This window comes from Amycolatopsis sp. NPDC058278 (assembly GCF_042881395.1).
In the GTDB taxonomy this organism is placed as follows: Bacteria; Actinomycetota; Actinomycetes; order Mycobacteriales; family Pseudonocardiaceae; genus Amycolatopsis.
In genome coordinates this window covers 80,587-103,850 of sequence record NZ_JBHVXZ010000019.1, presented here as the reverse complement: position 1 = coordinate 103,850, position 23,264 = coordinate 80,587, and the positions used below count along the sequence as shown (strand labels likewise).

The following is a 23,264-nucleotide window of genomic DNA, read 5'->3' as shown; positions in this document are numbered from 1 at the left end:
TGCCGGTCGGTCAGATGCCGTCCCCGGAGCCGGAGTTGCCCGGGTTGCCGGGGTTGCCGTTGTTGTTGCCGCGGCCGCCGAAACCGGGGCCGTGGCCGTTGAAGCCCTGGTTGGGGCCGTCGTACTGGCGGTGGATGCCGGGGCGGCCGTCCCGCGGGCCGTGGTGGCTCGCGGCGGCGATCCCGCCGACGATGGTCGCGCCGAGCAGCATGCCGAGCACCCCGACGCCGACGAGCTGGGTGGCCCGGTGGCCGACGAACCGCCGGAACCCGCCGGGCTGCCGTGGGGCCGCTGGGGGCGGGCCCCAGGGGCCATAGGGCTGACCGGGACCGGGCTGGGGCGGTGGCTGCCGGCCGTGGACGGCGGTGGGGTCGGCGGGCTGGTCGGCCGGAGCGGCTCCGGCCGCCTGGCCGGGAGCCGAGGGTCCGGCCGCGGCCGGACCTACGGCTGTGTCGGCAGTGGGTGCTGCCGGCACAGCGGGCTCGGAAGCAGGCGTCGCCGGGCCTCCGGACGTCTCGGTGGGCGTGGTGCTTGCCGCCGTCGGCTGGTCGGCCTCTGCCGGGTGCTCGACAGTCGGCTGCTCGGCCCGCTCCGGGGCCTTCTCCTCGCGCGGCTGGTCGTTCATGGTCGCTCCTGGGGTCACGGGGACGGGCGCAGTGCCCGCCCCCACCACCTCAGGGTGCGCCGCTCAGCTGTGCACCAGCTGAAACCAACCTGTCGATCCGCAATGAGTCACAGGTAGAACGCCAGGAACAGGGTGATCACCCAGGTCGCGCCGAGCACCTGCAGGATGCGGTCCTTGAGCGCGATCTCCTCGGGCTCGCCCGCGATGCCGCCGTCGACGTCTACCGCGTAGCGCAGCACCGCCACCAGGAACGGCACCATCGAGATGAGCGCCCACACCGAGTTGTGCTCGGTCTGGCGGATCTCGAACGCCCACAGGCAGTACGACATGATCAGGATCGCCGCCGACGTCGCCCAGACGAACCGCAGGTAGCTGGCCGAGTACTTCTTCAGCGACGAGCGGATCTTCGCGCCCGTTCGCTCGAACAGCATGATCTCCGCGTAGCGCTTGCCCGCCACCATGAACAGCGAGCCGAACGCCGTGACCAGCAGGAACCACTGCGAAAGCGCGATGCCGCCCGCGACGCCGCCGGCGATCGAACGCATCAGGAAGCCCGAGCCGACGATGGCCAGGTCGACCACCGGCTGGTGCTTGAGGCCGAAGCAGTAGCCGAGCTGGACGGCCTCGTAGACGCCCAGCACGACCGCCAGCTGCCAGCTGGCCAGGAATGACACGCCGAGGCCGGCCAGGAAGAACACGACCGCGGCCCCGTACGCGACGGGGACCGGCACGATCCCGGCCGCGATCGGCCGGTTGCGCTTGGTCGGGTGGGCGCGGTCGGCCTCGACGTCGATGGCGTCGTTGATGAGGTAGACCGAGCTCGCCGTCAGTGAAAAGGCCACGAAGGCGATGATCGCGTCGATCAGGAGACCGGTGCGATCGGTCGACTTCGAGAACGCGAAGAACGGGGCCGCGAAGACCAGGACGTTCTTCACCCACTGCCGCGGCCGCGCCGTCTTGATGACGCCGCCGACCAGGCCGAACGGACCACGTGACGCGGTCTCCGGGGTCTCCGGAGCCTGGGGGGTCACGGCCGTTTCGTCGCTGTTGCGCTGCTCGGTCGTCTCGCTCATGGGTTCTTCTTCAGCTTCCGTCGTATCAGACCACCGACGAGCCCCCCGAGGGCCGCACCGGCCAGGACGTCTGTCGGATAGTGAACGCCGAGCACGAGCCGCGAGGCGAGCATCGGCGGTACCAGGGCGGGCACCAGATTACGCCCGGTCAATCCGGAGTAGAGCACCGCCGCCGCCGTGGTGGACGTCGCGTGCGACGACGGGAAGCTCAGCCTGCTCGGCGTGCCGACCAGGACCTCGACGCTCGGGTGGTCCGGCCGCGGCCGCCTGACCACGCGTTTCACCGCGATGGAGGCGGCGTGCGCGCCGACGACCCCCGCCGACGCGACCAGCCAGTCCTTGCGCCGCTTCTTGTCGGCGACGGCGCCGAGCAGGCCCAGGCCGAACCAGCCGAGGGCGTGCTCGCCGAAGTGCGACATGCCGCGCGCGGCCTTCACCGAAGCTTCACTCTTCAGAAAGCCTTGGGCCTTCGCGAGGACCGCGACCTCGCCGGTCGGCTGCCCCTTCTCAAGCATCGAGGGACCCGTCGAGCGGCGCGCCGTCGGTCAGGTGCGGGGCGATCTTGTTGTCGAACGCCGACAGCGCCGAGCCGATGGCCATGTGCATGTCGAGGTACTTGTACGTGCCCAGCCGGCCGCCGAACAGGACGTTCTTCTCGCGGGCCTCGGCCTTGGCCAGCTCGCGGTAGGCCTCGAGCTTCTCGCGGTTCTCCGGGGTGTTGATCGGGTAGTACGGCTCGTCTTCCTCGCCCGCGAAGCGGGAGTACTCGCGGAAGATGACCGTCTTGTCCTTGGGGTAGTCCCGCTCCGGGTGGAAGTGGCGGAACTCGATGATCCGGGTGTACGGGACTTCCTGGTCGTTGTAGTTGACGACCGAGGTGCCCTGGAAGTCACCCGTCTGGGCGACCTCGGACTCGAAGTCGACGGTGCGCCAGGTGAACCGGCCCGCCGAGTAGCCGAAGTAGCGGTCCAGCGGCCCGGTGTAGACCGTCGGGGTGCCCGCCGGGATGTGCTCGCGGACGTCGAAGTAGTCGACGTTCAGCCGGATCTCGATGTTCTCGTGCTCGGCCATCTTCTCGAGCCACGCGGTGTACCCGTTGACGGGCAGGCCCTCGTAGGTGTCGTTGAAGTACCGGTTGTCGAAGTTGTAGCGGACCGGCAGGCGGGTGATGATGTTCTCGCCCAGGTTCTTGGGGTCGTTCTCCCACTGCTTCGCCGTGTAACCGCGGATGAACGCCTCGTAGAGGGGACGGCCGACCAGCGAGATCGCCTTCTCCTCGAGGTTCTGCGCGGCGCTGGTCTCGAACTCCGACGACTGCTTCGCGATGAGCTCGCGGGCCTCGTCGGGGGTGTGCGACTTGCCGAAGAACTGGTTGATCAGGGCCAGGTTCATCGGGAACGAGTAGACCTGGTCCTTGACCCGCGCGAAGACGCGGTGCTGGTAGTTCGTGAACTCGGTGAACCGGTTCACGTACTCCCACACCCGCTTGTTCGAGGTGTGGAACAGGTGCGCCCCGTACTTGTGCACCTCGATCCCGGTCTCCGGGTCGGGCTCCGAGTACGCGTTGCCGCCGAGGTGGCTGCGCCGCTCGAGGATGAGGACCTTCTTGCCCAGCTCGGCCGCGGCCCGTTCGGCGACGGTCAGGCCGAAGAAACCGGACCCGACGACGACGAGGTCGTAACCTGCGAAATCGTCTTCAGTAATCTTGGCGGGGTTCGTGTGCGCGCTCACGGGCGTCGAGGGTACGGGGGTCGCTGACCCGGCCCGCACCCGACTATCACATTTCGGCCCACGACACACCTGGAAAGCAGTGCCTGCACCCGAGGACTTCTGGAGCTACTTCGGCGCGGTGGTGACCTACCTGGCCGTGCTGGCGGTCCCCGGCGGGGTCGTCGGCTGGGCCGCCGGCCTGCGCGGCTGGGCCCTGGCCGGGCTCGCGCCGCTGCTCAGCTACGCCATCACCGGCCTGGCCGGCCCGTGGCTGGCCATCGCCCGCATCCCCTACGGCTCGCTCAGCGTCGCCGCGTGCACGCTGCTGCTCGCCGCCGTGCTCTACGGCCTGCGCCGGCTCTTCACCGCGCGCGGCTGGTCCACCCCGGGCGCCGAGGAACCGGCGGAGCCCTGGACACGCCGAGCGCACCTGGCCGTCGGGGCCTGCGTCACGATCGCCGTCGCCGTGTCGGTCGCCGTGGTGGTCACCGGCCGCGGCGGGACGACCGCGGTGTTCCAGCGCTGGGACACCGTCTTCCACGCGAACGGCATCCGCTACATCGCCGAGACCGGCGACGGTTCCCTGACCGGCATGGGCACGATCAACTGGTACCCCGCCGGCTCCTTCTACCCGAACGCCTACCACCTGGTCGGCGCCCTGGTCTACGAGCTGTCCGGGACGTCGATCCCGGTCACGCTGAACGCGATCACGATGCCCATCGCCGGGCTGTTCGCGCTGGCCATGGCCGCTTTGGTGCGCCAGCTCGGCGGTCGCGCGGTGTTCGCGGGCAGCGCCGCGCTGGTCGCGGGCGGCGCGACGACCGGGGCGTACGAGTCGGTGTCGAGCGGCCTGCTGCCGTTCGCGCTCGGCATCGTGCTGACGCCGCTGGCGGTGATCGCGCTGCAGCGGTTCGTCGTGCGGCCGGGGGTGGACACCGGTGCGGTGCTCGCGCTGAGCGCGACCGGCCTGCTCGCCGCGCACTCCAGCGCGCTGTTCGGGGCGATCCTGTTCGCGTTCCCGCTGGTGGTGCAGCGCTGGTACCGGGCACTGCGCGGCCGCCGGATCGACGGCGTCCCCGAGGGCAGGCGCGCCTGGCGGGTCGTCGGTGGCGACGTCCTGCGGGTGCTGCCGGTGATGGTGGCGGCCGGGCTGCTGGCCGCGCCGATGATCCTCGGCGCGATCGGCTTCACGTCCGGCTCGTACCCGTACCACGCCTGGGGCTCGCACATGCCGGTGTGGAAGGCGCTGGCGATGCTGGCGACGTTCAAGCAGGTGCTCCCGGTGCCGCAGATCTGGCTGACGGTGTTCCTCGCGATCGGCGTCCTGACGCTGGGGGCCCTGCGGCGGATGCGCTGGCTGGTGCTTTCGGCGCTCGGGCTGTCGGCGCTGTTCGTGGTCGTCGCGTGCTTCGGCGGCGAAGACTGGGTGATCAGCCTGTCGCGGCCCTGGTGGAACGACCGGTTCCGGCTGATGGCGCTGGCGTCGATCCCGATGTGCCTGCTCGCCGCGCACGGCATGAGCGAAGCCCAGCGCCGGCTGGCGAAGCTGGCGAGCCGACGCGCGTGGGTGCGTGCGCGGCCGTGGCTGACCGGCCGGGTCGGCCTGGCGACGGCGGTGCTGCTCGTCGTGGCGATGGGGGTGCTGACCGGCGGCTTCTACCGCGCGGCCAACGCCAAGACGGTGTCGCTGCTGTACTACAACGGCCTGCCCGGCGAGGTGGTCCCGCCGGTCAGCCAGGACGAGATCGACGCGATGGACCACCTCGGCACGCTCGGCATCCCCGCCGACCAGAAGGTGCTCAACGACCGGCTCGACGGCACGGCCTGGCTGTACGCCCTGACCGGCGTGCACCCGGTCGCCGGCCACTACGACGCGGGCGTGGCCCCGCCGGACGCCCTCTACCTGGCCCAGCACTTCGCCGACTACGACAGCGACCCGCAGGTGCGCGCGGCCGTTCGACGGCTGAACGTCCACTACGTGCTGGTCGGCAGCGGCACCATCCGCCGGGACACGCCCATCGCGTGGGGTCTGCAGCACCTCGACGGGCACGACTTCCTCGAAGTCGTGTACCGGAACCCGGGTGCGGTGATCTACCGGATCGTGAAGTAGAACGCCCTCGTGGCCGCGGCGCCCCTCCGCGGCCACGAGGGCCCCCGCACCCCCGGGGTGACTTCGCCTCGTCTTGCAAGTACCGACGCCGCAGAGGCGGCAATCGGTTGACCGATCACCTCGAAGTCACTCGTTCGGACTAGTGAAGCTCCGGCAGGACGTCGCTCGCGACCTGCTCCAGGACGGCTTCCCGGCCCTCGTAGGGCGACGACGACCGCGGCCAGTGCGAGATGACGTCGGTGAAGCCCAGCTCCCGCGCCCGGCCCACCGCGTCGCGGAACGCCTCCACGCTGCTCAGCGAAAAGACCGGCGACGCGTCCAGGCTGAGGTGCCGCTGGATGCTCGCCCGCTCGCGGCCCACCGCGTCCAGCCGCTGGTCGAAGACCTCGGTGAGCTCCCTGATCCCCGCCCACCACTGGTCGGCGGTCTCGCCGCCCTTGCCGGTGGTCACCCAGCCCGCGCCGAAGCGCGCGGCGAGGGTCATCGTGCGCGGTCCGTTCGCCGCGACGACGAACGGCAGCCGCGGCCGCTGGACCGGGCCCGGCAGGTTGCGGGCCTCGCGCGCCCGGTAGTACTCGCCGTCGAAGTCGAACTTGTCGGTCATCAGCAGCCCGTCGAGCGCTTCGACGAACTCGGTGAAGCGGTCCACGCGCTGTTTGGGAGTCAGCTCGGGCCCGTCGAGCACGGCGCCGTCGTAGTGGCGGTGGTCGACGCCCGCGCCGACACCGAGGACCAGCCGGCCGTCCGAGACGTCGTCGAGGGTGTTCAGCTCGCGCATGAACGGGACGGGGTGCCGGGCGACCGGGGACGCGACGAACGTGCCGAGCCGGATGCGGGACGTCACCATCGCCGCCGCGGTCAGGGTCGGGACGGCGGAGAACCACGGGCCGTCGACCAGGTTGCGCCAGCCCAGGTGGTCGTAGGTCCAGGCGTGGTCGAAGCCGTACTCCTCGGCGGCGCGCCACTTCGGCTCGGCGGCCCACCAACGATCTTCCGGAAGAATGACGATGCCTACTCGCACAATGCCGGACGCTATCGGTTACCACCGGCCGTCGCACGGACGGGGAAGGCTTCGCCCGAACGAGTCAGGGACAATGGCCGGGTGGAGAGACCCCAGTTGATCGCGTCCGACGTCGACGGCACCCTGCTCGGCCCCTCCGAATCCCTGACCGGCCGCACGATCGCGACCGTCCGCCGGGCGATCGAGGCGGGGGTGCCGTTCGTGCTGGCCACCGGACGGCCGCCGCGCTGGATCGCGCCCGTGGCCGGGCCCCTCGAGCTGACCGGGTACGCGGTGTGCGCGAACGGCGCCGTCCTGTACGACTGCGGCCGCGAGGAGGTCGTCGCGGTGCACGGCCTGCTGCGGCCCGAGCTGCTCCACGACATCGCGCACGCACTGGACAAGGCCCTGCCCGGCTGCCGGCTGGCCACCGAGCGCGTCAGCACCGGTGCCGACCACGAGATGCGCAACTTCGTGATCGAGCCGGACTACCACAACCCGTGGGGTGACGGCGAAGGCCGCACCGCGCCGCGGGCCGAGGTGCTCGGGCACCCGGCGATCAAGCTGCTGGTCAGCCACCGCGGGATGTCGTCGGAAGAGATGGCGGACGGGGTGAACGCGCTGTTCGACCGGGACGTCGACGTGACGTATTCGTCGTCGGGTGGCCTGGTCGAGCTGTCCGCGCACGGCATCACCAAGGCGACCGGCCTCGCCGACGTCGCCGAGCGGCTGGCGGTCGAGCCCGGGCAGGTGATCGCGTTCGGCGACATGCCCAACGACGTCGAGATGCTCCGCTGGGCGGGCCACGGAGTCGCGATGCAGGACGGGCACCCGCAACTGCTCGCGGTGGCCGACGAGGTCACCGGCCCGGCCGGCGAGGACGGCGTCGCGCAGGTCCTCGAGCGCTGGTTCTAGCCGTTTTTTGGGGGGTCCGGGTGGCGGAAGCCCCGGGTGTCACAGCCGGTCGAGCTCGGCCGCTTCGGCCGGGGTCGGCGCCGTGCCGCCCAGGTGGGCGGGCAGCCACCAGCGTTCTTCGTCGGACGCCGGCTGGTCGGGGTATTCGGCCTGGGCGCGGTCGAGCAGCGCGCTCATCCGGGTGCGCAGCTCCTTCGTGACGACGTCCCAGTCGTCGCCCTTCGCCGGGTGCATCGGCTCACCGATGAGGATCGAGATCGGCACGTGCCGGCGGGTCAGGTCCTTCGGCCGGCCCTTCGTCCAGAGCCGCTGGCTGCCCCACAACGCCATCGGGACGACCGGGACACCGGCCGCCGCGCCCATCCGGACGGCACCCGACTTGATCTCCTTGACGGTGAACGACTGGCTGATGGTGGCTTCGGGGAAGACGCCGACGACCTCGCCGGCCTGCAGCTTCCCGAGCGCCTCGCGGTAGGAGCCGAGCCCGGCGGACCGGTCGACGGAGATGTGGTGCATCCCGCGCATCAGCGGCCCGGCGATGCGGTTGTCGAAGATCTCCTTCTTCGCCATGAACCGCGTCAGCCGCTTGGCCGGGCGCGCCCCGAGCCCGCAGAAGATGAAGTCGAGGTAGCTGATGTGGTTGCACGCGATGACCGCGCCGCCGCGGCGCGGGATGTGCTCCGCGCCGTCGATCCGGATGCGGTTGTCGAGTACCCGGAACATCGTCCGGGCCGCCGCGATCACGGGCGGGTACACCAGGTCAGCCATCCGGCAAGGTTACGGGACCGTAGGTTCGGAACGGCGGTTCAGCGGGGAAGAACACAATACGAGCGCGAGCAGGATCGTGAACAGCGCGACGGACTGGTGCTTGATGCCCTCGATGCCGTCGCCCAGCGCCGCCGTGCCGAACTGCGTCACCGAGACGGCGAACAGGAAAGCCAGCACGACCCCGAGCGCGCTCCGGCGCTGCAACCACGCCCTGACCAGGACGAACAGCCAGATCGGCACCAGTGCGAACAGCCCGAGCGGAGCGATCAGGCCGGTCAGCCACGACACCACCGGCACCCGGTACTCCTGCGCGTGCGGCGGGAACCCGGCGCTCTGGTCGAAGCTGCCGAGGTAGTCCGGGCGCGCGGTGAGCTGGTCGGTCGCGGCGCGGTCCAGCACTTCGAGGGTGCGGCCGGGGTGGGTCGCGAAGTACGTCACGACGTTGCGGCGGCTGATCCGGTCGCGGTACTGCGGGTACAGCGGGTCCATCGTCGCCGGGTGGGGGTGCCACCAGCCGTTGCCCGCGTACTGCGCGAACGACGGCGGCAGCCCGAGCTCGGCCAGGTCGGCCCGGCTGTCGTGCTTCCCGTCGACGATGTTGAGGAAGATCGAGTTGAAGACGTTGATCTCGCGCGAGTCGTCGCCCGGGAACTCGGTGTACGTGCCGTCGGGTGCGCGCGCGGGCTCGACGCTCTGCTGCGCGTAGAGCGTGACAGCGCCGATCGCGCCGATGACCAGCGCCGCCGACGCCCACCGCTTGGCTCCGCGCAGTGCACCCGGCCGGACCAGCAGGATCGCCAGCGCGAGGATCGGCAGGATGATCAGCGTCTGGACCTTGGCGTTCACCGCCAGGACGCCGCCCACGAACGTCACCGCCATGCCCGCGTAGCTCCACCGGCCCTCGCGCGCGGTCAGGAGCAGACCGCCAACGGCGAGCAGCAGGCCGAGGAAGGCCGCGCCTTCGCCGAGGATCGCCGCGAAGTACCCGAAGAACGCCGAATCCGCGACGACCAGCAGCAGCCCGGCCGCCACGAAAAGCCGGGTCCGGCGCGGGTGCGGCAGGCCGAGCACGATCGCCGTGATCGCCGCCGCGGCGACGACGCTGCTCAGCAGGCCCAGGATGACGAGGCTCAGCGTGCCGTGGAGGCCGACCAGCCTACCGATCCGGACGGCCAGGTCCGCGAGCCAGCTCTGCGTGAGCAGGTACGTCGGGCGGCACGGCGTCGTCCCCCGCGCGGGCGTGTAGGCGAGGTGGACGAACGGCTCGGGCAGGCCCTTCCAGGTGATCCCGGCACCGCACAGCACGCGGCCGCCGTCGCCGTTGTTGGACATCGCGACCGGCCGCGGCACCAGGAACCGCACCACGAACAGGGCGAGCGACGCGCCGAACACCCCGATCCCGAGCCGCGCCTCGGCGCTCAGCTGCCGGTCCGGGGCCTCGAGCTTCACGAAGGACAGGGTACGTAGCGGAAGTCCGGACCCTTGTCGAGGTCGGCGACCAGCGACTTCGCCTGTTCCGCCCGCGGGTACACCGAGACCCAGTAGGGCGTGCCGACGCGGCGGAAGGTCGCGACCTCGTACTTGCCCGCGTACACCGGGTCGATCGCGCAGTGCTGGCGGTCGTCGTAGCCGCCGTCGGCGGGCACGGCGACGGTCGGGCGGCGGCCGTTGACGACGTAGTCGTAGTCGGTCGCGATGCCGCCGTCGTGCCGTCCTTCGCGGGCGATGTGGTCGTCGGTGCGGCCGAGGACGTCGATGATGAACAGCTGGCCGCCGCGGGCGGCGAGCGCGCCGGGCGCCGCGGCGCTGACCACCGACCCGGGCGGCAGGTAGTCGCCCAGCCAGCCACCGATTTCGGCGAGCTCGGTGCCGTGCGAGTGCCAGACGCGGACGCGGTCGAGCATCTCCGGGCTGAACACCGAGACGAGGACCGCGATCCCGGCCAGCCCGCAGGCGGTCACCGGCACCAGCCGCGTCCCGGCGGGCCACGGCTTCGGCCGCGGCGACGGCTTGGCCACGACGTCCACGGTCAGCACGCCGTATGCCCCCGCGGCCGCGACGGCGAGCAGCGGCGGCAGCGGGGCCAGCAGCCGCCACGACGGGCCCGGGTCGCCGCCGACGAGCACCGCGGCCACGGCCAGCCCGGCGGCCATCGCGAACAACAACCAGAGCAGGGCCCTCGCCTCGAAAGCTGCGCCGAAAGGGGCTTGGCCCCCGGCCGCGGGCCCCGCCACCCGAACCGCAGCCGCGCCCACCGGAGTTTCGCCCCCGGCCGCGGGCTCCACCACCCGCAACCCCCGGACCGCAGCTGTGCCGGCCGGCCCTTCACCCCCGGCCGCGGGCACCGCCGCCCGCACTCCCCTAGCCGCGGTTTCGGTTTCGGTGCGACGCAGCACCAGCGCGACCACGGCGACCAGCCCCAGCAGCAGGAAACCCTGGTGCGCCAGTGCGAACCCGGACAGGTACGGCCAGCCGGCCGCGAGGCGCGCGGCGAGTGGGCCGCCGAGCTTCGCGGCCAGCGGCGCGGGGAGGAAGTGCTGGTAGAACGTCGCGCGCCACGCCAGCCGCGGGATCAGGAAGACCAGCGCGCCCTGCGCGTACCCCACCGGCGCCCACCAGCTGTGCCTCCGCTTGAGCGCGGCGCCGACGAGCCACAGGCCGGCCAGCACGGCGAGCACCAGGCCTTCCGGGCTGGTCATGACGGCGAAGGCGACGAGCACCCCGGCGACGACCGGGCGGCGCGCCGCGAGCGCGTAGCAGGTGGCGAGAACGAGCAGCACGAACAGCGGGACTTCGGAGCCCGAGGCCCCGTACACGGCGAGTCCACCGGCGCTCGCGGTGAGCACCGCGGCGGCGACGCCGATCGCCGGCCGCGGCCCGGCGCCGTCCGGGGCGGCCGCGGCGACGATCCGGTTGACCAGGAAGCAGGACACGAGCACGCAGCCGAGCGCGGCGAGGACCCCGAAGACGACCGCCGTGGTGCGGACGTCGGCGCCGAACGCGGCGCGCGGCAGGGCGACCAGCACCAGCCAGCAGAAGTTCGTGTACCCCTCGACGCGTTCGCCGGGGTTGAAGACCGGGCCGTTGCCGTCGGCGATGTTCTGCGCGTAGCGGAAGGTGACGAGCGCGTCCTCGGTGACGGTCGCGAACAGCAGCTGGTGCAGCAGGGAAAGGCCGAGCGTGAGGATGAGGACGAAGGCGCGCCAGCCGCGGTCGGTGTCGAGGCGGTGCCAGGTCACGACCACGATCGCGGCGACGACCAGCCACGCCACCACGACCGCGTAGACCACCCGGCCCCCTTCACCTCGTCACCGCACCCGCCCGGCCCGGTTCCCGGCCAGGTTATCGGTCATCGGCCGCGAGGCGTTTCCCGTGGACCGAGCACGGGCCCGAATTGGGGATGGATCACTTCGCCGGCGACAGTCGATCACAGAGATTCAGCGCCCAGAATAGCCCGATCGGGTGGCACCTCCGACGGTTGAAGTGACGTCCCGGAAAAGCGTGGGCACGGTGCACCTGCTGTTCGCCGCGGCACCTGGAGCTGCCGGAACCGCGCGGACTTGCGCTTTGGCGGGAATTCGACCGGTCGCCGGGTATTTCGGTGAAATTTCCCCACTCGCGGGCACGGTGCCGCCGGCGAACCGCTTTCGAAACTGTTCGACGGATCGCGCGGCAGTGCGCCGGCTGAGCACCCTTCAGGTCATTCCGGGAAAACCAGCCGCCGAAGCCGGCCGCCCTTATCAGCCGGGATCGGCCGGATGGGCGGGCGAGTTGTCCACATGTGCGCAAGCCCTGTGGACAACCGGTCAGGCGGGGGTCGCCGCCGGGCGGACCGAACGGGCGGCCACGGCCGCGAAGCCGGCCGTCAGGAGGTCCGCCACCGTGAACATCACGCGGGAGGCCACCGCGAAGGCCGTGGCCTGGCCGACGGTCAGGCCACTGGCCGTGAGGACCGCGACCTGGGCCACCTCGCGGACGCCGACACCGCTGGGGAGGATGAACGCGAACGTGCCCACCGTCATCGCCACGGCCATCGCGCCCACGCACAGCACGAAGCCGCTGAGGCCCGGCGTGCCCACCGAGTTGGCCAGCAGCCACAGGTGGACGCCCTGCAGGCACCACGCCGCCGTCGAAGCGCCGAAGACCTTCCCGATCACCCGCCAGCCCAGCGGGTGCCGCAGCGGTGGACGGCGGAGGATCCGCAGGACGAGCGAGGTGCCCCAGGTGAGGATCTTCGGGTGCAGCATCGCCAGGCCGAGCGGGATGAGCACGAACAGCCACAACGCGCGCGGGCTGTTGCTGAACACCGCGGGCGCCGCCAGGAGCGACACCACCAGCGCCGACACCACACCCACGCCGAGCTGGATCAGGGAGCCGGTGAAGATCCGGGCGCGGGCCAGGCCCGCCTTGCGGCCCAGCTCCATCTGCAGCAGGTACGCCCAGACCGAGCCCGGTACGTACTTGCCGAGCGAGCCGACCAGGCAGATCTGCGCACCGCGGGCGTAGCCGATCGGCTCACCGAGGTCGTCGACCATCATCTGCCAGCCCCAGGTCGACACCAGGATGGCCGCGACCAGGGCGACCAGGCTCAGCAGCGACGACTCCCACGCGACGTCACGCAGGGTGTGCCAGAACTCGCCCCAGTTGGCCGCCAGCTGCTTCGCCGCGAAGCCGATGACCAGCAGGATCGCCACCCACCGGACGACGTCGAGGATCCTCGCCTTGGTGGACTTCGGCTGCTTGCCGGCCGCCGGCAGGTCCTCAACGGTCGTCATCGACGCTCTCCTCAGACCTGCACCGTGACCAGGCGGCTGAACTCGGACAGCAGATCGTAGCCGTCCCACACCGCCGAGAAGGTCAGGGCGGAGCCGAACGGCACGATCCGGTCGACGCCGCGGCCCGCGAGCTCGTGCGCGAACGCCGTCAGCTCCTCGGCCGTGAAGCCGAACTGGCTGACCGTCTGGTCCTTGCGGAGCACGATCGGCACCAGGTCGGCCAGCGCGGACACGCGCGCGTTGGCGAACGTGCCGGCGCCGAGCCACTCGCGCGGCAGCACCGCCGGGTCGGTCAGCTCGAGCGTGGCCAGGCCGTTGCCCTGGAACGCGATCTCCTTGACCAGTCCGTCGGCCGCCGCGCCGTACGCCGAGACGCGCTTCTGGACCGCCATCGCGGGCTCGGTGACGTGCTGCTTCGTCTCCAGCACCGCCGCCAGCAGGGCGCGGAACTCGCTGCCCGCGGCCCGGGCGCCGGCCTCGTCGCCGACCCAGAACACCGCGCGCGGCGACGAGCAGGCGGCCTGGTCGAACCAGTACGAGTCGTTGTAGAAGCCCTCGGCGGCCGCGCGGCGCTCCGCTTCGGACGCCCGCTGCCAGCCGGCCACCGACGCGACGGCGAACGACGAGCGGTCCGGGAACGTCAGGTCACGCGCGTGTGGCGCGAGCGGGTACTCGCGCAGGGCCGCGACCGAGCCGTCGCCACCCCAGATGACCCGCAGGTCGGCGGCCAGGGACAGCGCGCCGCTCACCTCGTCGCTGCGGTCGTAGGTCACCATGCGCTGCGTGGCCGTGATGGCGGCCGCGGTCGCTGGGTCCACTTCGGACAGTGCGGCGTTCAGCGCCTCCAGCACCGCCTCCGCGGCACCCGCCGAACGCGACGAGACCCGGACGACGTTGTGGTTGCCCGCCAGCGCCGACAGTGCCCACGAGTAGACGAAGATCGTGTCCACGTTCGCCGGCGGCACGTGGAACACCAGCCCGCGCGGGAACCGCAGCGCGGTGCCCGAAGTGTCCAGTGTGGACAGCGCTTTGGCGATCTCGCCCTTGCGCAGGAAGAAGCCGAGCGACGCCAGCTCCGGGAACCGGCGCGCGGTGGCCGGGGCCAGCAGCTTGCGCGCGAACTTCGTGACGAACTCGACGATCCGCGGGTCGCCCACGCGCAATCGGCCACCGGGCGGCGCCGCGCGCAGCTCGTCGACCAGGGCACCGACCTCGATCGGCGCCGAGGCGGGGAATCGCTGGGTGAGACTCATGCCGCCGCTCCCGAGAAGGTGTCCGAGCAGCCGCGGGCCTCGGCCTTGGGCAGCCGGCCGAGCACGGAGAAGTGCTTGCCGGGCCAGTCGCCGTCGTCGATGCCGTTGTACACGCCGAGGTCTTCGGTGAGCAGCACGTGCCCGGGGTAGGACCGCGGCAGCGTCGAGACGACCTCGATCACGCCCGGCTCCCCGACCGGCTGCTCTTCCCACGTCTCCGGGTTGCGGATGACGACGTCGGCGAAGTCCGGGCAGTACAGCGAATTCCCGGACGGCCCTTCGAGGAACACGGTGCCGATCTGCTCGATCATCCCGTAGTAGTTGTGGATCCGGGTGAGCCCGGTGTCCTCTTCGAACCGCCGCCGGAACTCGGTGTTGTCGACCGCGCGGTCGATCAGCTTCTTCCAGCCACCGCTGTGGATCAGGATGCCGTTGGACAGGTCGAGCCCGTGGTCACGCGCGACCTCGTAGAGGTACAGCCACACCATGAAGGTGAAGCCGAAGATCAGGAACGGCTTGTCGCCGTACTCGGCCAGGAACTTCTTGACCGCTTCGACGTCCGGCTCGTCGTTCTCGTCGAGCACGTACGTGTGCTTCCGGCCGAAGTTCGCCATGCCCAGCACGCCCGCGCCACGCGCCGAGAACGAGCGGCGGTTCTTGATGATGCCGATGGTGTCGACCATCAGCATCGGCAGCCGCTCGCCGCCGAGGACCTCTTGCAGCGTCGCGCCCAGCTGCTTGGTCTGCGCGGCCGCCGCTTCCTTGTCGAGGTAGATCCGCGACGCGCCGGCGCCGGTGGTGCCCGACGACGTCAGCGTCTTGAACACCTCGCTGTCCGGCACGGACTTCAGGTCGTGCGTCTTGAACATCCGCACCGGCAGCCACGGCAGGTCGGCGATCGCGCCGAACGACGCGGAAGGCGCGATCCCCAGCGAGGCCAGGATCCGGTCGTAGCCCTCGGAGTTCGCCCGGTGGTGGGCCGTCAGGTCCGCGAGCTCGGGCAGCAGCAAGGCTTCCCGGTCGGCCTGCGACCGCGTGAACACACTCATACCCGCCCCTCCAAGGTCCGGTAGTCGATCTTGCCGCTGGCCAGCAGCGGCACGGTGTCGATCGGGCGGACGTCGAACCCGCTGACGTGCAGGTGCAGCCGTTCGGACAGCGCCCGCGACGCGTCCTTGCAGATGTCCTTGTCGACACCCTCGGCGAACAGCACGACCTTGTCGCCGGCGGCCACCGCCGCCACCACGTCGATCCCCACCGCCGCCGTGCGCGCGGCCTGCTCGAGGTCGTCGAGGCTGACGCGGTTGCCGAAGACCTTGCCGATGCGCTTGAGCCGGCCGGTGATGAACAGGTACCCCTCCTGGTCGAGGTACCCGAGGTCACCGGTGGCCAGCACGCCACCGAATTCGTCGCCCTTGGCCAGTCCGGACTCGTCGTCCGCATAGCCCATCATCACGTTGGGCCCACGGTAGACGACCTCACCGACGATTTTCGGGTGCGTGGTCTCCGAGCCGTCGTCCCGGCGGACCGAAAACTTCCCGCCCGGCAGCGCCGGCCCGGCGGAACCGAGCTTTTCGGCCAGCCGCTCGGCGGGCACCGTCGTCATCCGCGGCGACGCCTCGGTCTGGCCGTACATGACGTACATCCGGCCGCCGACGGCGAGCATCTTGTCGTTGAACTCGGCGATCAGCTCGTCGCGCAGCTTCCCGCCGGCCTGCGTCAACGTCCGCAGCGTCGGGTACTTCGCGGGGTCGAACTTCAGCCGCCGCAGCATTTCGTAGTGGTACGGGACGCCCGAAAGCGACGTGACGCCGTAGGTGCTCACCGCGTCCCAGAAGCCGCGGCCGAGCACGCCCGACGGCTCGATCACGATGGTCGCGTCCCGCACCAGGTGCGAGTTCAGCACGGACAGGCCGTAGCTGTAGTGCAGCGGCAGGCAGGTGGGCGCGACCTCGTCGGCGTCGATGTGCAGCACCTGCGCGATGGCGTCGGCGTTGGCCAGGATCGCCTGCCGCGAGAGCCGGACGAGCTTCGGGTTGCCGGTGGACCCGCTGGTCGGGAGCAGGACGGCGAGGTCGGGGTGCGGTCGGACGCCGTCGGCCGAGTCGCGGACCCAGTCATCGCCGCTCGTGGTGTACCCGGAAGGCGCGTCGCCGGACGCCGACAGCACCGCCACCGGCCGGAAGCGCGAAACCAGTTCGGCCAGCACGTCGGCGTCCAGCGCCGGGTCGATCAGCGCGATCGGCCGGCCGGATTCGAACGCGCCCAGGTAGGTCAGCACGCTCGGCAGGTCGACCGACATCCGCGCGAAGACGACGCCGGCGGGCAGCGCCGCCAGCTCGTCCATCCGCTTGCCGACCTCGGCCGACAGTTCCGCGCCCGCCAGCGTGCGGCCCCCGGCCACATCGACCAGCCGGGCTCCCGCACCCAACAGCGTCACAACACCAAGCCTCCGTCGACGCCCAGCACCTGGCCGGTGATGAAGGACGCTTCATCACTCACCAGGAACCGGATCGCGTTCGCCACGTCTTCCGCCCGGCCGAGCCGCCCGAGCGGCGTCCGGCCGGCGTTCTCCGTCTTCGCGTCCTCGCTCAGGCCCGCGGTCAGGTCGGTCTCGATCACGCCCGGCGCGACCGCGTTGACCCGGATGCCGGACCGGCCGAGCTCCTTCGCCGCCGAACGCGCGATGTTCGCTACCGCCGCCTTCGACGCCGCATACACGGTCTGACCAGCGCTTCCGTACTCGCCGACGATCGAAGCGAGCACCACGATCGAGCCAGTCTTCTTGCGCATCATCGCCCGGGCCGCGGCCTGGACGGTGTGCAGCGTGCCGGCCACGTTCGTGCTCAGCGTCGTGTCGACGAGCTCTTCCTTGATCATCCCGAGGAGCGCGTCCTCCATGATCCCGGCGTTCGCGACGACGATGTCCAGCTTGCCGTGCTCCTTGGCCACGCCCCGGACCAGCGAAGACACCGCCTTGGCGTCGGTGACGTCGAGGGCGAGCCCGGCCGCGGCCCCGGCCGCCGAAGCAGCCTCCTTGGCGCGCGCCTCGTCCCGTCCGGTGAGGACCACCGTCGCGCCCGACTCCACCAAAGCGCGGGCGGTGGCCAGGCCGATCCCCCGCGTCCCGCCGGTGACGAGCGCGACGCGACCCGACAAATCAGTCATTCTTCGACTGGAGCTCGGTGACCATGTCCACGGCGACCTTGAAACTCGACATGTCGATGACCTGGTCGGTGTCGAACTCGACGTCGAACTCGTCCTCGATGGCCGCGACCAGCGCCATGTGGCCGACCGAGTCCCACGCCTCGATGTCGCGGTACTTCAGGTTCTCGACGTCCACAGCGCCGTCGAGGTCCAGCGCCTCGACGAAGACCTCACGCAGCTTGGGGGCGACATCCGCCATGTTCACGACTCCTAGTGCTCTTCGCGCGGGCGGGCGTCCCACGCCTTTACCAAGGTAGAGAGGTCGCCGGGCAGCGTGACGTCCGGGAGACCTTCCTTGCCCTTCAGCCACGGCCCGAGCGCCTCGATCGTCTCCTCGTCGAGACCGCGGCGGGACAGGCCCACCACGTTGACGCCGGTGACGCGGGCCGGGTTGCCGACGGCGATGGTGAACGCGCCGATCTCGCGCCGCACCGCCGAGCCCATCCCGATCATGGCGCCGGGCCCGATCACGACCTTCTGGTGCAGGATCGCGCCCATGCCCAGGTTCGCGCCGTCCCAGATGTGGCAGTGGCCACCGGTGACGGCGTTGGAGGCGATCGTCACGCCGTCGCCGACCAGGCAGTCGTGCGCGACGTGGGAGTTGCGGAGGTAGTAGCCGTCGCTGCCGACCGTCGTTGTCCGCCAGGTCCCTTGGTGGACACTCACGTACTCGCGGATCCGGTTGCGGCTGCCGATGACGACGCCGTGGCCGTCGTGGTCCGGGTCACCGGTCGGTGCGTCGCTCCAGGCCGCCGGGTGCGGGCGGCTGCGGTCCTCGCCGGGCGTGCCGATCGTCACGTGCGGGCCGATCCAGTTCCCGTCGCCGATCCGGACCGGCCCGGCGAGCACGGCGAACGGCCCGATGACGTTGTCGTCACCGAGCTCGACGCCTTCGCCGATGACGGCGGTCGGGTGGATGCGGTTGGCCACGGGCGGGTATCCGTTCGTCGGCGGCTGGGTATTAAGCGTGCTAACGCGCCCGGTAACGTGTGGCCCGCGTTGCTGCAGGGCGGCCGGGCGCAGAACCGGCGGCTCACTGTACCGGACGCGCCGAAATCGCCTGCCGAGAGAGACTGCCCATGATCCCCATCACTGTGGTCGACGTCCGCGACGCGGAGGACCTCGTCGTCGAGGTGCTGCGCTCCGGCGCCATCGCACAGGGACCGATGGTCAAGCGCTTCGAAGACGCCTTCGCGGCGGTCTCCGGGACCAAGCACGCGATCGCGGTCAACAACGGGACCACCGCGCTGGTAGCCGCGCTCCAGGTGCTCGACCTGCGGCCGGGCGACGAGGTCATCACCTCGCCGTTCACCTTCGTGGCGACGCTGAACGCCATCCTCGAGGCCGGCGCCACCGTCCGGTTCGCCGACATCCGGCGCGACGACTTCGCGATCGACCCGGAAAACACTGCGGCCGCCGTGACGGACCGCACGAAGGTCCTCATGCCGGTGCACCTCTACGGCCAGACGGCCGACATGGGCAAGCTCGCGCCCCTGGCCGCCGAGCGCGGCCTGCACGTGATCGAGGACTCGGCGCAGGCCGTCGGCGCGTCGTTCGAAGGCAAGCCGGCCGGTTCGTTCGGCATCGGCTGCTTCTCGCTGTACGCGACCAAGAACATCACCACCGCCGAGGGCGGCGTCATCACCACGGACGACGACGCGCTGGCCGACAAGCTGCGCGTGCTGCGCAACCAGGGCATGCGCGCCCGCTACCAGTACGAGGTCGCCGGCCACAACTACCGGATGACCGACCTGCACGCCGCGGTCGGCATTCCCCAGCTGGCCAAGCTCGACCAGCTGACCGCCGCCCGCCAGGCGAACGCGAAGCGTCTGTCCGAGGGCCTCGCCGGCACGCCGGGCCTCGACGTGCCGCAGGTGCTGCCGGGCCGCGAGCACGTGTGGCACCAGTACACGGTGCTGGTCGGGCCGCACGCGTTCCTTTCGCGCGACGAGCTCGCCGCGGCGCTGACCGAGCGCGGCATCGGCAACGGCATCTACTACCCGAAGATCGTCTTCGACTACGACTGCTACGCGGGTCACGACCTGATCCCGGGCGCGCGCGTCGAGGACTTCCCGGTGGCCCGCGCCGTTTCGGAGCAGGCGCTGTCGCTGCCGGTGCACCCGCACCTGACCGAGTCCGACCTGGACACCATCATCGAAACCGTTCGCGAGGTACTGGGCGCATGACGCATCGGATCGCTCTGGTCGGTACCGGGAACATGGGTTCCCTCCACGCCCGCGTGCTCGCCGGCAACGAGCGCGTCGACCTGGTCCGCGTGATCGATCCGCGCGAGGAAGCGGGCAAGGCCGTCGCCGAGCGGTACGAAACCCAGTGGACGCCGGAGATCGGCTCACTGTCCGATGTGGACGCCGTGGTGCTGGCCTCGGCCACCGAGGCGCACTACGGCCTGGCGCAGGAGATCCTCGGCCAGGGCAAGCCGATGCTGGTGGAAAAGCCGGTGTGCAACAGCTTCGAGCTGTCGCAGGAGATCGTCGCGCTGTCGGCGAAGAAGGACGTCCCGCTGATGTGCGGGCTCCTGGAGCGCTACAACCCGGCGGTGATGACCGCGCGGGCGCTGGTGCTGGAGCCGATCCACCTGATGGCCCGCCGCCACGGCCCGTACGCGCCGCGCATCAAGACCGGCGTCGCGTGGGACCTGCTGGTGCACGACGTCGACCTGGCGATCCAGTTCTTCGGTGGCGCGACGCCGTCGCGCGTGACGTCCGGCGCGGGCTACTTCCACCCGCAGTCGGTCGAGGGCGCCGAGGACACCATCGAGACGGTGCTGTCGTTCCCGACCGGCCTGGCCACGGTGTCGGCCTCGCGGCTGGGGCAGCGGAAGGTCCGGTCGCTGATGGTGTCGGAGCTCGACCGGCTGATCGAGATCGACCTGCTGCGCCGCGACGTCACGATCTACCGGCACATCTCGCACGACTCCGTCACCCCGGACGGCCTCGGCTACCGGCAGCAGACGGTCATCGAGATCCCGGAGCTCGTCACGGCCCGGGAGCCCCTCGCCACCCAGCTGGACCGCTTCTGCGACCTCCTCGAAGGCAAGATCGACGCCGACACCGAGCGTGACCTGATCCTGCCGTCGCACCACGTCGTCGAGCAGGTCCTGACGCAGGCCGCCGCCTAGCTCACCGGCGCCGGGAACGCGGCCGGGCTCCGCCGGCCGCCGCGGCCCACCGCGCGGACGCCGAAGAAGACGTTGTCCTTCGACAGGTCGATCTTCGCCGTCAGTGCCGGGCCGACGTCGATGGCGTGCGTCCAGTCCGGAGCCGTCGTTTCCCGCCAGACGACCTCGTAGCTCGACGCGCCCGGCGTCGCCGTCCACAGCAGCTCCGAGTCGTTCGTCAGCGCCGCCGTGCGGATCTTCACGCCCTTCGGCGTGCCCGGTGCGGTGGCGAGCGACCACAGCGCGGCGCCGTTCACCCGGGCGACCCGCGCGACGAACGGGAAGTCGCAGAACTCCGGCAGGTCGCCGTACTGGACGCCGTTCTCGACGCGGACGTCCTGGTGCTGGTGGGCGAAGTCCTCGTTCGGCTCGGTGAACCGCGCCGCCGGGTAGCCCTGCTCCAGGAAGCCGATGTGGTCACCGCCGCGCAGGTAGCGGTCGCGCCGGTAGATCACCCGGACGGTCATGCCGGTCGCGTCGTTCTCCGCCACCGACTTCACGAACCGGGCCAGCTGCCGCGGCGGGGAGTCGTTCTCGCCGCCGATGCTGCGGCGCAGGTTCGCCTCGGCCGGCGTTTCCGCGGTCGGGACGCCTTCCGCGAAGAGGCGGATCGTGAGCGGGTCGCGCGTTCCGTCGTCGGCGCGGCTCGAGCCGACGATGTCGTCGGTGAACATCGCCTGGACGTCGGTGCCGGCCGCCTTGAACCGCTGGGCCATGAACCGCGAGCCGTACAGGCCCTGTTCCTCGCCGGCGACGGCGGCGAAGACGATCGTCGCGGCCGGTTGCCGGGTCGAGAGCACCCGGGCCAGCTCGAGCGAGACCGCGACACCCGAAGCGTCGTCGTCCGCACCCGGCGCGTCCCCGGTGAAGTCCATGACGTCGGTGCGGCGCGAGTCGTAGTGCCCCGAAACGACGTACACGCGGCCGGGATCGGTGGCCCCGCGCAGCGTCGCGACGACGTTGGTGATCCTCGTCGGCACCGGGATCCGGTCGGCCGGCGGCTGGACGTACGACTGCAGCTCGACGCTCAGCCGCCCGCCGGAGGCCGCCGCGACCTGCTGGAACTGAGCGAAGAGCCAATCACGCGCGGCGCCGATGCCGCGCGCTGGGTCGTCTTGAGCGGACAGCGTGTGCCGGGTGCCGAACGCGGCCAGCCGCCGCACGGTCGCTTCGATCCGCCGTTCGTCGACCTGGCGGAGCAGAGCGCGCAGCTCCGCGTCCGGACGCTGCGGGCGGACCGGGACACCGGGCCCGCGGTCGCCGAGTTCGGTGGCCCCGGCGGGAACGGCGGCCACCATTCCCAGAGCGGCCGATGCGGTGAGGAACGCTCGTCGAGAGGTCACGATTCACGTCTTACGCCCGCATCGGGTGGACGGGTACCGCCTACTTGGTGAGCCGCTTGCCGTCGGCGTCGTAGGCGATCAGCGGGCTCAGGACGGCGGAGTCGGGGACGGCGTCGGGGTGGAACCAGAAGATGACCACGTTCGGGTCCGCGCTCCACTTCGCCAGCCTGGCCTCGACGGTGAAGCCGTGGACCGTCGTGGTGATCTTGGCCGCGGGGCCGGCGAAGTAGCCGAAGACCGGGATGACCTGGTCGCGGATCACCTCGCCGCCGTCGGTGGCGTGGAAGCCGAACGACCGGTCGGAACCGCGGAACTCGTTCGTCGCCAGCACGGCCTGCAGCGAGGCCCCGGACCGGAAGCCTGCCACCAGGCCGAAGCGGACGTCCGGCAGCTCCGGCGCGTCGACGGCCCGCGCGTACAAGACGATCTCACCGGCGGGGGTCCGGATCCCGGTGCCGACGACGCCCCCGATCGGCTGCTCCGCGGGCGGCGCCGGCGACGTCGTGGACACGGCCGGTGCCGGCGACGGCTGTTGCGCGACCGGCGCGGAGGCAGGCTGCCGCAGCTGGACGGCAAGCACCACGACGAGCACGACGGCCGCCGCGGCGGCGAGCCCGGCGGAACCGGTCAGCAGGCGGCGGCGACGCCGCAGGCGCGTGCCGTCGACCATGATCTTGGCCAGGTCGGGCTCGGCGAAGGGCTCCTCGGGCGGCTGCCGGAGGGCGGCGCGGAAGTCGTCGAGGTCGTTCATCGCCCGCTCCTCCCGATCAGCGTGTCCTCCGGGTCCGCCGCGACCCGCAGCTTGGCCAGCGCCCGCGAGTTCGTGCTCTTCACGGTACCCAGTGAAACGCCGAGCTCATGGGCCACTTCGGCTTCCGGCAGGTCGAAGAAGTGCCGGAGCACGACGACAGCGCGTTCGCGGGCGGTGAGCGTCTTGAGCACCGCGGTGAGCCACGCGCGCTGGGTGACGGCCTTGTCGACGTCGAGGCGGTCCGGCCGCTCGGGCATGGCCTCGGTGGCGTACTCGCGGATCGGGCGCCGCCAGCCGTCGATGACGTGGTTCACCAAGACGGTCCGGGCGTAGCCGTAGGCGTCCTTGTGCCGGACGCGCGACCAGGCAGCGTAGGTGCGCGTGAAGGCGGTCTGAGCAGCGTCTTCCGCCTGGTGGCGGTCGCCGGTGAGCAGGAACGCGGCGTGCGTGAGCCGGGCCGACGACGCGCGGACGAACTCCGCGAACTCCTCGTCGCCACGCGCCATGCGTCACCTCGTTTCGTCCTCCCCAGCGACGGCCGAAGCGCCGGAAGGTT

22 protein-coding genes are annotated in these 23,264 nt (G+C 71.2%); 4 read left to right on the top strand and 18 right to left on the bottom strand.

Annotation, left to right across the window (positions count from 1 at the left end):
• Positions 1 to 10: 10 nt before the first annotated feature.
• The 4 genes from ACFVYA_RS12815 to glf all read right to left on the bottom strand — a co-directional run bounded on the left by ACFVYA_RS12815 (position 11) and on the right by glf (position 3,429).
• Complete coding sequence (locus ACFVYA_RS12815; RefSeq protein WP_387044779.1) at positions 11 to 625, bottom strand: hypothetical protein; 615 nt, start codon at positions 623 to 625, stop codon at positions 11 to 13.
• A 107-nt stretch (positions 626 to 732) separates the two neighbouring features.
• On the bottom strand, positions 733 to 1,698 hold the full coding sequence (locus tag ACFVYA_RS12810; RefSeq protein ID WP_285987693.1) for a decaprenyl-phosphate phosphoribosyltransferase: 966 nt from the start codon (positions 1,696 to 1,698) through the stop codon (positions 733 to 735).
• Positions 1,695 to 2,213: a phosphatase PAP2 family protein gene (locus ACFVYA_RS12805; protein WP_285987692.1), complete on the bottom strand. Its 519-nt coding sequence runs from the start codon at positions 2,211 to 2,213 to the stop codon at positions 1,695 to 1,697. The genes ACFVYA_RS12810 and ACFVYA_RS12805 overlap by 4 nt, the downstream gene beginning before the upstream one ends.
• Positions 2,206 to 3,429, bottom strand: a complete 1,224-nt coding sequence (gene glf / locus ACFVYA_RS12800) for a UDP-galactopyranose mutase (RefSeq protein ID WP_387044778.1) — start codon at positions 3,427 to 3,429, stop codon at positions 2,206 to 2,208. Before glf ends, ACFVYA_RS12805 begins: the two co-directional genes overlap by 8 nt.
• 79 nt (positions 3,430 to 3,508) lie before the next feature.
• On the opposite strand from glf, the gene ACFVYA_RS12795 reads away from it, so the two are divergent.
• Positions 3,509 to 5,518, top strand: a complete 2,010-nt coding sequence (locus ACFVYA_RS12795) for a DUF6541 family protein (RefSeq protein ID WP_387044777.1) — start codon at positions 3,509 to 3,511, stop codon at positions 5,516 to 5,518.
• Positions 5,519 to 5,657: 139 nt separating this feature from the next.
• Here ACFVYA_RS12795 and ACFVYA_RS12790 read toward each other — a convergent pair whose 3' ends face one another.
• Positions 5,658 to 6,539 carry an LLM class flavin-dependent oxidoreductase gene (locus ACFVYA_RS12790; RefSeq protein ID WP_387044776.1) on the bottom strand — a complete coding sequence of 294 codons (882 nt, stop codon included), beginning with the start codon at positions 6,537 to 6,539 and terminating at the stop codon, positions 5,658 to 5,660.
• Between the two features lie 96 nt (positions 6,540 to 6,635).
• Here ACFVYA_RS12790 and ACFVYA_RS12785 point away from each other — a divergent pair, with 96 nt between their 5' ends.
• Positions 6,636 to 7,433: an HAD family hydrolase gene (locus ACFVYA_RS12785; RefSeq protein WP_387044788.1), complete on the top strand. Its 798-nt coding sequence runs from the start codon at positions 6,636 to 6,638 to the stop codon at positions 7,431 to 7,433.
• Positions 7,434 to 7,472: 39 nt separating this feature from the next.
• Here ACFVYA_RS12785 and ACFVYA_RS12780 read toward each other — a convergent pair whose 3' ends face one another.
• The 10 genes from ACFVYA_RS12780 to ACFVYA_RS12735 form a co-directional block, all read right to left on the bottom strand.
• Positions 7,473 to 8,201 carry a 1-acyl-sn-glycerol-3-phosphate acyltransferase gene (locus tag ACFVYA_RS12780; protein WP_285987688.1) on the bottom strand — a complete coding sequence of 243 codons (729 nt, stop codon included), beginning with the start codon at positions 8,199 to 8,201 and terminating at the stop codon, positions 7,473 to 7,475.
• Between the two features lie 9 nt (positions 8,202 to 8,210).
• Positions 8,211 to 9,650: a hypothetical protein gene (locus ACFVYA_RS12775; protein WP_387044775.1), complete on the bottom strand. Its 1,440-nt coding sequence runs from the start codon at positions 9,648 to 9,650 to the stop codon at positions 8,211 to 8,213.
• Positions 9,647 to 11,491, bottom strand: coding sequence for a hypothetical protein (locus tag ACFVYA_RS12770; RefSeq protein WP_387044774.1), 1,845 nt, complete (start codon positions 11,489 to 11,491; stop codon positions 9,647 to 9,649). Before ACFVYA_RS12770 ends, ACFVYA_RS12775 begins: the two co-directional genes overlap by 4 nt.
• A gap of 516 nt (positions 11,492 to 12,007) precedes the next feature.
• A complete protein-coding gene (locus tag ACFVYA_RS12765; protein ID WP_387044773.1) occupies positions 12,008 to 12,976 on the bottom strand; it encodes a YbhN family protein in 969 nt (322 codons plus the stop codon).
• 11 nt (positions 12,977 to 12,987) lie between these two features.
• Positions 12,988 to 14,229 (bottom strand): acyl-CoA reductase, encoded by a 1,242-nt coding sequence (locus ACFVYA_RS12760; protein WP_387044772.1) that lies wholly within the window; start codon positions 14,227 to 14,229, stop codon positions 12,988 to 12,990.
• The gene (locus ACFVYA_RS12755; protein WP_285987683.1) at positions 14,226 to 15,278 is read right to left on the bottom strand and encodes an acyl-protein synthetase; all 1,053 of its coding nucleotides are present in this window, start codon (positions 15,276 to 15,278) and stop codon (positions 14,226 to 14,228) included. Before ACFVYA_RS12755 ends, ACFVYA_RS12760 begins: the two co-directional genes overlap by 4 nt.
• Positions 15,275 to 16,669, bottom strand: a complete 1,395-nt coding sequence (locus ACFVYA_RS12750; protein WP_387044771.1) for an AMP-binding protein — start codon at positions 16,667 to 16,669, stop codon at positions 15,275 to 15,277. The genes ACFVYA_RS12755 and ACFVYA_RS12750 overlap by 4 nt, the downstream gene beginning before the upstream one ends.
• On the bottom strand, positions 16,666 to 17,397 hold the full coding sequence (locus ACFVYA_RS12745) for an SDR family NAD(P)-dependent oxidoreductase (protein ID WP_387044770.1): 732 nt from the start codon (positions 17,395 to 17,397) through the stop codon (positions 16,666 to 16,668). The genes ACFVYA_RS12750 and ACFVYA_RS12745 overlap by 4 nt, the downstream gene beginning before the upstream one ends.
• Complete coding sequence (locus ACFVYA_RS12740) at positions 17,390 to 17,635, bottom strand: acyl carrier protein (protein WP_285987680.1); 246 nt, start codon at positions 17,633 to 17,635, stop codon at positions 17,390 to 17,392. Before ACFVYA_RS12740 ends, ACFVYA_RS12745 begins: the two co-directional genes overlap by 8 nt.
• A gap of 11 nt (positions 17,636 to 17,646) precedes the next feature.
• Positions 17,647 to 18,366: a UDP-N-acetylglucosamine acyltransferase gene (locus ACFVYA_RS12735; protein WP_387044769.1), complete on the bottom strand. Its 720-nt coding sequence runs from the start codon at positions 18,364 to 18,366 to the stop codon at positions 17,647 to 17,649.
• A gap of 149 nt (positions 18,367 to 18,515) precedes the next feature.
• Between ACFVYA_RS12735 and ACFVYA_RS12730 the strand changes: the two genes are divergently transcribed.
• Entirely contained in the window at positions 18,516 to 19,622 is a 1,107-nt protein-coding gene (locus tag ACFVYA_RS12730; RefSeq protein ID WP_285987678.1) for a DegT/DnrJ/EryC1/StrS aminotransferase family protein, read from the top strand.
• Positions 19,619 to 20,575, top strand: a complete 957-nt coding sequence (locus tag ACFVYA_RS12725; protein WP_387044768.1) for a Gfo/Idh/MocA family protein — start codon at positions 19,619 to 19,621, stop codon at positions 20,573 to 20,575. The genes ACFVYA_RS12730 and ACFVYA_RS12725 overlap by 4 nt, the downstream gene beginning before the upstream one ends.
• Here the strand turns inward: ACFVYA_RS12725 and ACFVYA_RS12720 are convergent.
• The 3 genes from ACFVYA_RS12720 to ACFVYA_RS12710 all read right to left on the bottom strand — a co-directional run bounded on the left by ACFVYA_RS12720 (position 20,572) and on the right by ACFVYA_RS12710 (position 23,214).
• Positions 20,572 to 21,912, bottom strand: a complete 1,341-nt coding sequence (locus tag ACFVYA_RS12720) for a M20/M25/M40 family metallo-hydrolase (RefSeq protein ID WP_387044787.1) — start codon at positions 21,910 to 21,912, stop codon at positions 20,572 to 20,574. The two genes, ACFVYA_RS12725 and ACFVYA_RS12720, sit on opposite strands and share 4 nt — an antisense overlap.
• Positions 21,913 to 21,997: 85 nt before the next feature.
• On the bottom strand, positions 21,998 to 22,708 hold the full coding sequence (locus ACFVYA_RS12715; protein WP_387044767.1) for a hypothetical protein: 711 nt from the start codon (positions 22,706 to 22,708) through the stop codon (positions 21,998 to 22,000).
• Positions 22,705 to 23,214 carry a SigE family RNA polymerase sigma factor gene (locus ACFVYA_RS12710; RefSeq protein ID WP_285987675.1) on the bottom strand — a complete coding sequence of 170 codons (510 nt, stop codon included), beginning with the start codon at positions 23,212 to 23,214 and terminating at the stop codon, positions 22,705 to 22,707. Before ACFVYA_RS12710 ends, ACFVYA_RS12715 begins: the two co-directional genes overlap by 4 nt.
• Positions 23,215 to 23,264: the final 50 nt, after the last annotated feature.

Excerpts from the sequence above, each read along its gene's own strand:
- ACFVYA_RS12725 (WP_387044768.1), top strand. The coding sequence starts at position 19,619 with ATGACGCATCGGATCGCTCTGGTCGGTACCGGGAACATGGGTTCCCTC.
- ACFVYA_RS12730 (WP_285987678.1), top strand. The coding sequence starts at position 18,516 with ATGATCCCCATCACTGTGGTCGACGTCCGCGACGCGGAGGACCTCGTC.
- ACFVYA_RS12810 (WP_285987693.1), bottom strand. The coding sequence starts at position 1,698 with ATGAGCGAGACGACCGAGCAGCGCAACAGCGACGAAACGGCCGTGACC.
- ACFVYA_RS12715 (WP_387044767.1), bottom strand. The coding sequence starts at position 22,708 with ATGAACGACCTCGACGACTTCCGCGCCGCCCTCCGGCAGCCGCCCGAG.
- ACFVYA_RS12760 (WP_387044772.1), bottom strand. The coding sequence starts at position 14,229 with ATGAGTCTCACCCAGCGATTCCCCGCCTCGGCGCCGATCGAGGTCGGT.
- ACFVYA_RS12745 (WP_387044770.1), bottom strand. The coding sequence starts at position 17,397 with ATGACTGATTTGTCGGGTCGCGTCGCGCTCGTCACCGGCGGGACGCGG.
- ACFVYA_RS12780 (WP_285987688.1), bottom strand. The coding sequence starts at position 8,201 with ATGGCTGACCTGGTGTACCCGCCCGTGATCGCGGCGGCCCGGACGATG.
- ACFVYA_RS12815 (WP_387044779.1), bottom strand. The coding sequence starts at position 625 with ATGAACGACCAGCCGCGCGAGGAGAAGGCCCCGGAGCGGGCCGAGCAG.
- ACFVYA_RS12720 (WP_387044787.1), bottom strand. The coding sequence starts at position 21,912 with ATGGTGGCCGCCGTTCCCGCCGGGGCCACCGAACTCGGCGACCGCGGG.
- ACFVYA_RS12740 (WP_285987680.1), bottom strand. The coding sequence starts at position 17,635 with ATGGCGGATGTCGCCCCCAAGCTGCGTGAGGTCTTCGTCGAGGCGCTG.
- ACFVYA_RS12805 (WP_285987692.1), bottom strand. The coding sequence starts at position 2,213 with ATGCTTGAGAAGGGGCAGCCGACCGGCGAGGTCGCGGTCCTCGCGAAG.
- ACFVYA_RS12710 (WP_285987675.1), bottom strand. The coding sequence starts at position 23,214 with ATGGCGCGTGGCGACGAGGAGTTCGCGGAGTTCGTCCGCGCGTCGTCG.
- ACFVYA_RS12755 (WP_285987683.1), bottom strand. The coding sequence starts at position 15,278 with ATGAGTGTGTTCACGCGGTCGCAGGCCGACCGGGAAGCCTTGCTGCTG.
- ACFVYA_RS12765 (WP_387044773.1), bottom strand. The coding sequence starts at position 12,976 with ATGACGACCGTTGAGGACCTGCCGGCGGCCGGCAAGCAGCCGAAGTCC.